Annotated in this window: 9 protein-coding genes and 1 rRNA gene; 8 read left to right on the plus strand and 2 right to left on the minus strand. The window is 28.9% G+C overall.

All coding sequences use genetic code 11. The annotated features are described in order from the left end of the window. Both argJ and AMN70_RS03140 read left to right on the plus strand, forming a co-directional pair. Positions 1–1,184, plus strand: a 1,184-nt coding sequence (argJ, locus tag AMN70_RS03135) for a bifunctional glutamate N-acetyltransferase/amino-acid acetyltransferase ArgJ (RefSeq protein WP_075501696.1), incomplete at its 5' end; no start/stop codon positions are given. Positions 1,185–1,223: 39 nt separating this feature from the next. Continuing rightward, on the plus strand, positions 1,224–1,652 hold the full coding sequence (locus AMN70_RS03140; protein WP_075501698.1) for a DUF1178 family protein: 429 nt from the start codon (positions 1,224–1,226) through the stop codon (positions 1,650–1,652). Here the strand turns inward: AMN70_RS03140 and ubiG are convergent. Beyond that, complete coding sequence (gene ubiG / locus AMN70_RS03145; RefSeq protein WP_075501700.1) at positions 1,649–2,377, minus strand: bifunctional 2-polyprenyl-6-hydroxyphenol methylase/3-demethylubiquinol 3-O-methyltransferase UbiG; 729 nt, start codon at positions 2,375–2,377, stop codon at positions 1,649–1,651. The two genes, AMN70_RS03140 and ubiG, sit on opposite strands and share 4 nt — an antisense overlap. 68 nt (positions 2,378–2,445) lie before the next feature. Here ubiG and AMN70_RS03150 point away from each other — a divergent pair, with 68 nt between their 5' ends. From AMN70_RS03150 to AMN70_RS03170, 5 genes are read left to right on the plus strand one after another with little or no spacing between them, the layout of a single operon-like run. Further along, positions 2,446–3,666 carry an aspartate kinase gene (locus AMN70_RS03150; RefSeq protein ID WP_075501702.1) on the plus strand — a complete coding sequence of 407 codons (1,221 nt, stop codon included), beginning with the start codon at positions 2,446–2,448 and terminating at the stop codon, positions 3,664–3,666. Then, complete coding sequence (ispG, locus tag AMN70_RS03155; RefSeq protein WP_075501704.1) at positions 3,663–4,760, plus strand: flavodoxin-dependent (E)-4-hydroxy-3-methylbut-2-enyl-diphosphate synthase; 1,098 nt, start codon at positions 3,663–3,665, stop codon at positions 4,758–4,760. Before AMN70_RS03150 ends, ispG begins: the two co-directional genes overlap by 4 nt. Before the next feature lies 1 nt (position 4,761). Beyond that, positions 4,762–5,835, plus strand: a complete 1,074-nt coding sequence (prfA, locus tag AMN70_RS03160; RefSeq protein ID WP_075501706.1) for a peptide chain release factor 1 — start codon at positions 4,762–4,764, stop codon at positions 5,833–5,835. A 2-nt stretch (positions 5,836–5,837) separates the two neighbouring features. Continuing rightward, on the plus strand, positions 5,838–6,686 hold the full coding sequence (gene prmC / locus AMN70_RS03165) for a peptide chain release factor N(5)-glutamine methyltransferase (RefSeq protein WP_075501708.1): 849 nt from the start codon (positions 5,838–5,840) through the stop codon (positions 6,684–6,686). Between the two features lie 3 nt (positions 6,687–6,689). Continuing rightward, positions 6,690–7,127 carry a DUF4167 domain-containing protein gene (locus AMN70_RS03170; protein WP_075501711.1) on the plus strand — a complete coding sequence of 146 codons (438 nt, stop codon included), beginning with the start codon at positions 6,690–6,692 and terminating at the stop codon, positions 7,125–7,127. Here the strand turns inward: AMN70_RS03170 and AMN70_RS03175 are convergent, their stop codons facing one another. Continuing rightward, on the minus strand, positions 7,128–8,408 hold the full coding sequence (locus tag AMN70_RS03175; protein WP_075501713.1) for a M23 family metallopeptidase: 1,281 nt from the start codon (positions 8,406–8,408) through the stop codon (positions 7,128–7,130). It lies immediately after the preceding gene. Between the two features lie 337 nt (positions 8,409–8,745). Here AMN70_RS03175 and AMN70_RS03180 point away from each other — a divergent pair. After that, positions 8,746–9,131, plus strand: a 16S ribosomal RNA gene (locus AMN70_RS03180); the annotation flags it as partial.

Raw genomic sequence — 9,131 nt, forward strand, 5'->3', positions numbered from 1 at the left:
ATAATTCTGATAGAGATGATTTGGTAATGTTTTATTTTCGAGAAGGTGCAAATTTTGCCTCAGTATACACACAATCAAAAATTTTGTCTGAAAATATTAAATGGAATTTAAATCAAAAAACTAAACAAATATTTTCTTTGTTGGTTAACACCAGAAATGCCAATTCTTTTACTGGAGAACAAGGTTATAAAAGCATGCAGAATATTGCGGAAACAATTTCTCAACAGTTAAGTCAAAAACAAAAACAAGATGAAGAAGATCCAAAAATTATTAAACCTAAAAATATAATCTTTGGATGCACAGGCACTATTGGTGAAACTTTTCCAAAAGAAAAAATAGTTTCTCAAATACCAAATTTGATAAAAAATATAAAATATACTCAAAATAAATTGATATGGATGAAAGCTGCTCTTGGAATAATGACCACAGATACAAGACCAAAAATGGCTATGGAGGAGTGTTTTATTGGTAAAACTTTGATTAAGATATATGGAATTGCAAAAGGCTCAGGCATGATACATCCAAATATGGCAACAACTTTAGGATATATTTTTACTGATGCAGATCTTCCAAACGATATTTTGAAAAAATTACTTAAAAAAAATATAGAAAACACATTTAATGCAATAAGCTGTGATGGAGATACCAGTACTAATGATATGGTTACAATTTTTTCTACTGGTAAAACATATCATCCAAAAGTGAATAGTATTACAGATAGTAAATTAAAGGATTTTGAACTATCATTAAATAAAGTTTTGTTAAACTTAGCAAAAAGAGTGGTGGCTGATGGAGAAGGAGCATCAAAATTTATAACAATAAAAGTATTAGACTCAAAGTCTGATGAGGATGCAAAAAAAATTGCTTTTTCAATTGCTAATTCATCACTTGTCAAAACAGCTATTGCGGGTGAAGATCCAAATTGGGGAAGAGTGATTATGGCTATAGGTAAATCAGATACACAGATACAAATGAATAAGCTAGCAATAAAATTTGGAAATATAAATGTGGTATATAAAGGCAAACTTCACAGTTCATATAGCGAGTCAGAAACTGCGGAATATATGAAAAATTCAGATATAGAAATAAGTGTGAATGTCGGGAGCGGTAATAAGCACTTTACTGCTTACACAATGGATTTAACAAAAAAATATATAGAAATTAATGCCGATTATAGAAGCTAAGGATATTGAATTTTTTTAAGTAATAATTAAATAAATTTTATGATTAAATATAGTTTAGTTTGCAAAAAATGTGATTTAACTTTTGAAAGTTGGTTTGCTAATTCTAAAGAATATGAAAAATTAAAAAAGAAAAAACTTTTGAATTGTCATAGTTGTAATTCGATCGAAATAGAAAAAAGTTTAATGGCTCCAAATCTAATAAACAAAAATTCAGATAAAAAAACTAATAAAGAGCTTAAGAAATACAATAAAATAAAAAAAAGAATAAACGAATACCAAAAATTTATTAAAAATAATTTTAAGTATGTTGGAGATAATTTTGCTTATGAAGCGCGATCAATTCATTACAGTGAAAAAAAAAAGGAAAAAGGTATTTACGGAACAGCATCAAAAAAAGATATTATTGAACTTAAAGAAGAGGGGATCGATACTCAGATGATTCCTTGGATTGAAGGTAAAGATAATTAATTTTTAATAAATTTAGCAATATAATTAACCGACTTATCATTACTTACACTCCATTTATCGCTGAGCAAATTAAATTTCATACCATCAACCCTTTCAACACTAAGGTCATTTTTTTTTTGGATTGAGATTAGTTCCTCAGGCTTTAAGAATTTTTCCCATTCATGAGTTCCTATTGGAAGCCATCTTAGAATATATTCAGCACCTACAATTGCAAAAATATAAGATTTTAATGTTTTATTTAATGTAGCCACGAACATTATTCCATTTTTTTTTAAAAGTTTACTACATGTTTTTAAAAAATAATTTACATCTGCAACATGTTCTACAATCTCCATATTTAAGATTACATCAAACTTATCTTTAGTTTTTAATTTTTCAGGTGATGTACATAAATAATTTATGTTAAGATTATTTTTTTTAGAATGTAATTTTGCAACACTTATATTTTTTTTAGATGCGTCAATTGCAGTTACTTTGGCACCTAGTCTGCACATAGGCTCTGATAATAAACCTCCTCCACAACCAATATCTAGAATTTTAATATTTTTTAATGGAGCATTTTTATGATTTAAGTTAAATGTATTAATTATATTTTCTTTAATATAAGAAATTCTTATTGGGTTAAATTTATGCAGTGGTTTAAATTTTCCCTCAGGATTCCACCATTCTTCAGCAATTTTAGAAAATTTTTCTATTTCTTTTTTATTAATTGTGTTACTTTTCATATCTGGGTTGACTTTATATTCAACATGTATTTATTCAATATTTTTTAAATTTAATAAAATATTTTACCATGAAAATTGTAGTATTAAAATTCGGAGGCACTTCAGTTGGCACAATAAAAAAGATAAAAAAAGTTGCCAAAATAATAGCGGATTATAAAAAGAAAAATTATAAAGTAATAGTAGTTTCATCAGCAATGAGCGGTGTGACAAATGATTTAGTCAAAAAATCTTCTAAAATAAGTGAAAATTTTTCAAACTCTGAACATGATGTCCTTGTCTCTTCGGGAGAACAAGTCGCCTGTTCCTTAATTGCAGGAAGATTAATTCATAATGGTTACAAATCTAGATCTTGGTTGTCTTGGCAAATTCCCATTATTACATTGGGTGCACATAAGAATTCAAGAATTAATAAAATTAATAAAAATAAAATTTTAAAATATCTAAATGAAGGTGGCATTCCGGTAATTACTGGTTTTCAAGGAGTTAATATTGAAAATAGAATTACTACTATTGGAAGAGGCGGGTCAGACGCAAGTGCTATTATGTTAGCAAAATTTTTTAATGCAGAAAGATGTATAATTTACACTGATGTTGAAGGAGTATATACAACAGATCCAAACAAATTAAAAAAAGCAAAAAAAATTAAAATAATTTCGTATGAGGAGATGTTAGAAATGGCCTCACTAGGAGCTAAGGTAATGCAGCCAGTTTCAATTCAAGATGCAAGACTAAATAGAATAGATGTAGAGGTAAAATCGTCATTCAAAAAAAAATCTGGAACTTTAATTACCAAAAGATCAAACATAATTAACAACAAGATTGTTACAGGTATTTCATCTACACAAAATGACTCAAAAGTTTCTCTTATTGGTGTTAAAGATAAACCAGGTGTCGCTGCATCAATTTTTAAACCGTTATCTAAAAATTTGATTAATGTTGATATGGTTGTCCAAAATATCTCTGCTAATGGCAAGGAGACAGATTTAACATTCACAATAAAGACAGAAGATCTGAATAAAACAAAAAAAATAATTCAAGAAAATAAAGATATAAATTATAGAAAATTACTATTTGAAAAGGGTGTTTCAAAAATATCAGTAATTGGCGTTGGCATGATAACAACACCTGGTGTCACTTTTAGAATGTTTCAATCACTTGCTAGTAAAAAGATAAATATAAAAGTTATCTCCACTTCTGAAATTAAAATTTCAGTTTTAATTGATAAAAAAGATACTAAAAAGGCAATTGTTGCATTACATAAAGAATTTAAATTGAATAATAAAAAATGAGCATAAGACCATTTAGAAATATCGACAGAAGAAAAACTAAAGAAATTAATGTTGGCAAGGTCAAAGTAGGTGGAAATAATCCTATCTCGGTTCAATCAATGACTAATACTCTTACCACAGATATAAAAGCCACTATTAAACAGATCAATGAAATCCAAAGTGAAGGTGCTGATATAGTTAGAGTTTCTTGTCCAGATGAGGCATCATCTAAAGCTTTAAAGGAAATTATTAAACATGTAGATATACCTATAGTTGCTGATATTCATTTTCACTATAAAAGAGCTATTGAGGCCGCAACGAATGGTGCAAGTTGTTTAAGAATTAATCCTGGGAATATCGGAAATATAGATAGAATTAAAGAAGTTGTAAAAGCCGCTCGTGATAATAATTGCTCTATAAGAGTAGGTGTAAACGCTGGATCTTTAGAAAAAGATATTTTAGAGAAATATAAAGAGCCTTGTCCAGAGGCATTAGTAGAAAGCGCTTTAAGAAATATTAAAATTTTAGAAGATGAAGATTTCAATAATTTAAAAATAAGTGTGAAATCTTCAGATGTATTTTTGTCTATAGAAGCTTACCGCCAATTGTCTAAGGCTACTGACTATCCTCTTCACTTAGGAATCACTGAAGCAGGTGGTTTTATACCTGGAAGCATTAAATCATCAATAGGTTTAGGTACATTACTTTTAGATGGTATTGGTGATACAATAAGAATTTCTCTATCAGATAATCCAGTGGAAGAGGTTAAAATCGGAAATGAAATATTAAAATCTCTAAATTTAAGAGAAAGGGGTGTAAAAATTATTTCTTGTCCTTCGTGTGCAAGACAAGGATTTGAAGTGATTGAAACTGTTAGGATTTTAGAACAAAAACTTTCGCATATAAAAACCCCAATAACTCTCTCTGTTATAGGATGTGTAGTAAATGGCCCTGGGGAAGCGGCAATGACAGATATTGGGATAACCGGGGGTAAAAAAGGAAATAACATGCTTTACTTATCGGGGGTCCAGTCAGAAAAAGTTCTAACCAGTGATATGATTGAAAAGATTGTAGATGAAGTTGAAAAAAAAGCATCTGAGCTAAAAAATAATTAAGATGATACCACTGAAAACAGTCAAAGAGCTAATCAACAAACATTCAATCTTAGAGAAGGACTTATCATCAGGGAAAATAGATAAAAAACTTTTTGCAGAAAAATCAAAAGAGTATGCTGATTTAAATGAAATCATAAGCGATGCAAAAAAATATATTTCCTATGAAAAAGATAGATCAGAAATACAAAAAATTTTAGATGATAAAGATTCAGATATTGAGTTAATTAAAATGGCTGAGACTGAGTTAAATGATTTGAAATTAGAGAATGAAAACAACGAAAAAAAACTTAAACTATTTTTATTACCCAAAGATGAGGCTGATAAAAAAAATGCAATAATCGAAATTAGAGCAGGCACAGGCGGTTTAGAAGCAAGTTTATTTGCTGCAGACCTATATAAGATGTACGAAAAAGTAAGTCACAAAAAAAAATGGTCTGTAGAATTAATTTCAATTTCTAAAAGTGAGGCAGGAGGACTAAAAGAGGTTATTGCGTCTATAAAAGGTAATAATATTTATTCAACTCTTAAATATGAAAGCGGAGTTCACAGAGTCCAGAGAGTTCCAGATACAGAAACTCAAGGTAGAGTTCATACCTCTGCAGCAACAGTAGCTGTTTTGCCTGAAGCTGAGGAAGTTGATTTAAAGATTAATGATTCAGATCTTAGAATTGATGTATTTAGAGCAGGTGGACCTGGTGGACAATCTGTTAATACAACAGATAGTGCGGTAAGAATTACTCATATCCCAACAGGACTTACAGTATCTCAACAAGATGAAAAATCTCAACATAAAAATAAATCTAAAGGAATGAAAATTTTAAGAGCGAGACTTTATGAATTAGAAAGATCTAGGATAGATAAAGAAAGATCTCAAGATAGAAAAAGCAAAATTGGTACGGGAGATAGGTCTGAAAGAATTCGAACTTACAATTTTCCACAAGGAAGAGTTACAGATCACAGAATAAATCTTACTCTTCATAAACTTGTGGAGTTTTTGGAGGGCGAAGCCTTTGATGAAATGATAGAGTCTCTCACATTACAAGCTCAGGAAGAAAGTCTAACTAATTTAGGTTAATTATGAATTTAGAAACAGCCATTAAAAATGCATATCGAATATTGGAAAATAATAATATTAAGTCTGCTAGACTAGATAGTGAAATTTTATTATCAAAAGTAATTAATAAAAGTAGGGAATACATATTTTTAAATTCAAAATATAACATTAGTGACAAAGACTATAATTTTTTTAAAGAACTAATTAATCAAAGATCTAAAGGAAAACCGATTGCCTACATAACTGGAAAAAAATCTTTTTGGAAATATGAATTTTCTATAAATGAAAAAGTACTTATTCCCAGACCCGATACAGAAATTATTATTGAACAAATATTGAAGATTTATAAAAAAAAAGATAAAATAAATTTTTTAGATATTGGATTTGGCTCAGGGTGCATTTTGCTTTCAATACTTAAAGAAAAAAAAAATTTTCAAGCAACTGGAATTGATATAAGTAATTACGCACTAAAAGCATGTAAAATGAACGCTTATAAACTAGGAGTAAATGACAGAGTTAGATTATTTAAATCTGATATTGACAAATTCTATTTGGGGAAATATGATTTAATCATATCTAATCCTCCTTATATTAATAAAATAGACTTAAAATATTTGGAAAAAGATGTAATAAATTTTGAGCCAAAAATAGCTCTTAATGGTGGATTAGATGGTTTATCAGAAATCAGAAAAATTATAAAAAAATCATCTGAGCTGATAAAAATTGGTGGCAAACTAATTTTGGAGATTGCTTACAACCAAAAAAAAGAGGTTAAACAATTATTAATTAAAAACAACTTTTATGTTAATTGGGTTGTTAAAGATTATGCAAAAAATGATCGATGTATAATTAGTACAAAAATAGTAAATTAATTTATGGTAACTTTCAGAAACAATAACAATAATAGAAGAAATAATTTTAGAAGAAATGACAGAAATTTTAAGTCTAACGGCGATAGACCTAAATATGGATCTAATTTTTCTAGCAATGAAAACTTCCAAAGAAAAATTCCCGGAAGAAATAATCACAACGCCTCAAAATTGATAGAAAAATACAACAATTTGGCAAGAGAAGCTCTATCTAGTGGAGATAAGATTTTGTCTGAAAATTATTTTCAACATGCAGATCACTTCACTAGAATACTTAATGATCAAGAGAACTTTAAAAAAAGTGGTATTCCTGCAAGTATAGGTGACGATAAAAATGGTAATGCTGGAAATAATGTAAGTGAAAAATTCAAGAACGATGAAGCAAAAGAAAAAATAACAAATGAAAAAGAAGATGTTGAGTCAAAAGTTGTTGTAGTAAAATAATTAATTAATCCCAATTATTTTTTCAGACTTTAATACATCAAGTTTAATTTTCTTAGTTTCAAATATTTTTCTTTCTTCTCCTTTTAAAATTTTACCTGATGGTAATTTAAGAGTTTGTGAATTAACTTTTTTTCCGTTTATAATTACCTCATAATGCAAATGTGGTCCTGTTGATTTTCCCGTGGAACCAACATAACCAATTGTTTGACCTTGTTTAACTCTTACACCTTTTTTTATGCCATTAGCAAACTTTGACATGTGAGCATAAACAGTCTGATAAGTTGAATTGTGTCTTATTACAACACAATTTCCACCACCACCACACCATCCAGCTTTTTTGATTGTTCCAGATCCTGAGGCCATAATTGGAGTTCCAGTTGGAGCAGCAAAATCAGTACCACGGTGCATCTTATTAAATCCATCGATCGGATGTTTCCTCATTCCAAATGGAGATGATAATCTAGCACCATTAATAGGAGTTTTCATAAGAGCTTTTTTAATACTTTTTCCATTTTTATCATAATGTCCTGCACTACCTTCTTTATCAAAGTAATAAAGAGAATTATCTTCTCCACTCAAAATCAAATTTGCAAATAAAATATTTCCTGTTTCAATTACTTTTTCCTTATCATCAACAAATATTTCAAACATGATTTGAAATCGATCTTGTTTTCTGATATCTCTTTGAAAATCTACTTGGAAACCATAAATTCTTGCAAATTCTACTATTGTATTGGCTGGTATTTTTTTATCAATTGCAGATTTATATAAGCTTTTGAGTATTACATTTTCTTGATATATTATTTTTTTATTGAGTTTTGTTAGTAAAATCTCTTGATTGAAATCATTTTCATTTTCTTTTCTATTTAGAAACACTCTTTCTTTAGTTGAAATTTGAAATATAAAATCTTTAACTCTGTTATTTGACTGGTCAATTGTTAGATAAATTTTTTGATTTGTATTTAGTTTATTTAGATTTATTTTTTCAGATAGTTTATTTTTCAAATTTTGGATTTCTTTTTTATCTACTTGATATTGATTTAAAATATTATCAAACGTTTCACCTTCTGTAATTTTATGTCTAATTTTTTTAAACTTTGGCTCTAGTTGACCAAGAAAATGATTTGTCGTTTTTTTAAAATAGATATTATTTATGATTTCTTTGTAACTATTTTTAATTTTTTTTTTAGTGTGATTGTAATAGCTTGTAAAAATAACTGTTAAAATTATTAAAGAAATTAAAGCAATAATTTCATTTTTATTTTTGATTTTATTAAACATTTTGAGAATTTTAATAATTGCAATTATTAGTTTAGTATTTTAAAAAATCAAAAAAAACTGGCTAAAATGACAGGTTTTTCAAGCACTTTTTTGTTTCTAAATGCTTGATTTCCTTTAATATTAGCCTATAAGCATCGAACTTTCTCAATAAAATATTGTAACAACAATAAATTAGTGAGTATTATTGAGCCTTTTTGCTCAATTAGCTATTTAAAAAGTAAAAATTTAAGAAGAGAAGTGTGGACGGTTAAGGTTACCAAAAATTTGTCGTACACACTTCAAAATCATATAAATTTTATTCTTAGAATTTATATTGAAGCTAGTGTGCGCCGTTTTTAAACTTGAGAGTTTGATCATGGCTCAGAACGTACGCTGGCGGCACGCCTAACACATGCAAGTCGAACGAAGTAGCAATACTTAGTGGCAGACGGGTGAGTAACATGTAGGTATCTACCCTTTGGCCTGGAATAACACGAGGAAACTTGTGCTAATACCGGATAAGTCTTTACGGAGAAAGCTTTATGCACCATTGGATGAGCCTGCACTTGATTAGTTTGTTGGTGGGGTAATGGCCTACCAAGACTTTGATCAATAGCTGATTTGAGAGGATGATCAGCCACATTGGGACTGAGACACGGCCCAAACTCCTACGGGAGGCAGCAGTGGGGAATCTTGCACAATGGAGGAAACTCTGATGCAGCGATGCCGCGTGAGTGAAGAAGG

Origin of the sequence: Candidatus Pelagibacter communis, assembly GCF_001179925.1 — a bacterium.
Classification (GTDB): Bacteria; Pseudomonadota; Alphaproteobacteria; order Pelagibacterales; family Pelagibacteraceae; genus Pelagibacter; species Pelagibacter ubique_E.